A 2,157-nucleotide genomic window follows, 5' to 3' on the forward strand; every position below is an offset into this window, starting at 1 on the left:
CATTAATTATGTGGTTAGTAATTTGTTTTTTTAATTATTATTTTTATATAGATGATTTGATTTATAGGTTTATTTTGGAAGTATTAGTGGGGATAATAACATATATATTACTTTATTCATTGATGAATAAAAGTATCGTTTTCCCCTTACTAAGAATACTAAAAGTGAGATTGTAAAAATGAAATTTTGTGTAGTTGGTACAGGTTATGTTGGTCTATCAAATGCAATGTTGTTTTCAAAGCAGCATAAGGTGATAGCATTGGATATTGATCAACAAAAAGTTGAAAAACTTAATCAAAACATTTCTCCGATTCAAGATCAATTAATTCAAGAATATTTGCTTAATAATCCCAACTTTCAAGCGACTTTGGATAAACATACAGCTTATGTAGATGCAGATGTTATTATCATAGCAACACCCACAAATTATAATGAAGATACCAACTATTTTGATACAGGCTCAATTGAAGTTGTATTGGATGAATTAAATAGGCTAGATAGCAAGTCAATCATTGTAATAAAATCAACAATACCTGTTGGTTTTACTGAGCGTATGAAGTCCAACTTTCCTAAGCTAAAAATTATCTTTTCACCAGAGTTTTTGAGAGAAGGCAAAGCACTTTATGATAATTTATACCCTTCCCGCATTGTTATCGGTGATACATCTGAAAATGGACGGTTAATAGGTCAACTATTTTCAGAGGCTTGTTTAAAACCAAAAGTTGATGTTTTATATATGGATGCAACAGAAGCTGAAGCTGTTAAGTTGTTTTCCAACACGTATCTTGCTATGCGTGTAGCCTATTTTAATGAGCTAGATACTTATTGTGCGACTCGAGGACTTAACTCCAAAAACATCATACAGGCTGTAGGGCTTGATCCTCGAATAGGTGCTCATTATAACAACCCATCCTTTGGTTATGGTGGATATTGTTTACCAAAAGATACTAAACAGTTATTGGCAAATTATAAAGATGTACCACAAAATTTGATTGAAGCCATTATTCATTCTAATACGACACGTAAGGATTTTATAGCAGATCAAATTTTGTTAAAAAAACCACAAGTGGTGGGGATCTATCGTCTAGTTATGAAACAGGGTTCGGATAACTTTAGGCAATCTGCTATCCAAGGTGTGATGAAGCGTTTAAAAGCAAAGGGTATCGAAATTGTTGTTTATGAGCCAGGTCTTAAAGAATCAACATTCTTTAATTCCCGAGTATTGTCAGACTTTAATGAGTTTAAACGGGTATCAGATGTAATCATTGCAAATCGTATGGTCCGAGAGCTTGAAGATATAATAGATAATGTTTACACCCGTGATCTTTTTGGGGATAATTGATGTTAAGATTTATTTGCAAAATAAAGATATTTTTAGTCAGTTTAATTCTGTAAATTTAATTGAAATTGTTGAATATTAAAGTTTTAACCTCTTCTATTTATGTAACAAAGATTGGACTGATTATGGATGTTAATAAACCATTAGTAAGTATATATATACCTACTTTTAATAGATTAGAATTATTGAAAAGAGCAGTAGAATCTGTTCGTAATCAGTCCTATAGCAATTTGGAAATTTTAATTGTGGATGATTGCTCGACTGATGGAACACAAGAGTATTTGTCACAAATTTCTAAAACTGATACTAGGATACGTTATTTTTTTAAACAAAAAAATAGTGGGGCATGCGTTAGTCGGAATATCGCTATCAATAATGCAAAGGGAATATTCATAACAGGATTAGATGATGATGATTATTTCTTGCCTCAAAGAATTGAAAGATTTGTAAATAACTGGAAAGATTCGGATACGAATGTCGTATTTCTTTATAGTAGTAATATTACTAAGATGAAAGAAGGAGTTAGACAGTTATCTAAATTCAAATTATTTTTTTTAAAAAAAATAATTACATCAAAAGATTTGAGAATTGCAAATTATCCAGGAAATCNGATATTTACTAAAACTAAAACAATTAAACAAATTGGAGGTTTTGACCGCGACATGCCTGCTTGGCAAGATATGGAAACATGGTATCGTTTGTTGAAAGAAACTAATGGTGTTGGTAAGTATTTAGCTAATCCTACTTATGTGTGTGATATATCTCATGATCATGAAAGAATAACAAACTTAGATAAGCATATATTGGCAAGAAAAGCT

Annotated in this window: 2 protein-coding genes; both read left to right on the plus strand. The window is 30.9% G+C overall.

Going from position 1 to position 2,157, the window contains the following annotated elements; all coding sequences use genetic code 11:
- Positions 1–178 precede the first annotated feature (178 nt).
- On the plus strand, positions 179–1,342 hold the full coding sequence (locus tag KPC_RS19260) for a nucleotide sugar dehydrogenase (RefSeq protein ID WP_121975919.1): 1,164 nt from the start codon (positions 179–181) through the stop codon (positions 1,340–1,342).
- 122 nt (positions 1,343–1,464) lie between these two features.
- Positions 1,465–2,157 (plus strand): glycosyltransferase family 2 protein (locus KPC_RS19265; protein WP_121975920.1); only part of this gene is annotated, 693 nt, incomplete at its 3' end.

The organism is Acinetobacter stercoris, from assembly GCF_900323515.1.
GTDB classification, from domain to species: Bacteria; Pseudomonadota; Gammaproteobacteria; order Pseudomonadales; family Moraxellaceae; genus Acinetobacter; species Acinetobacter stercoris.

Bases quoted from the DNA above. Each gene is read 5' to 3' on its own strand.
- KPC_RS19260 (WP_121975919.1), top strand. From the start codon at position 179: ATGAAATTTTGTGTAGTTGGTACAGGTTATGTTGGTCTATCAAATGCA.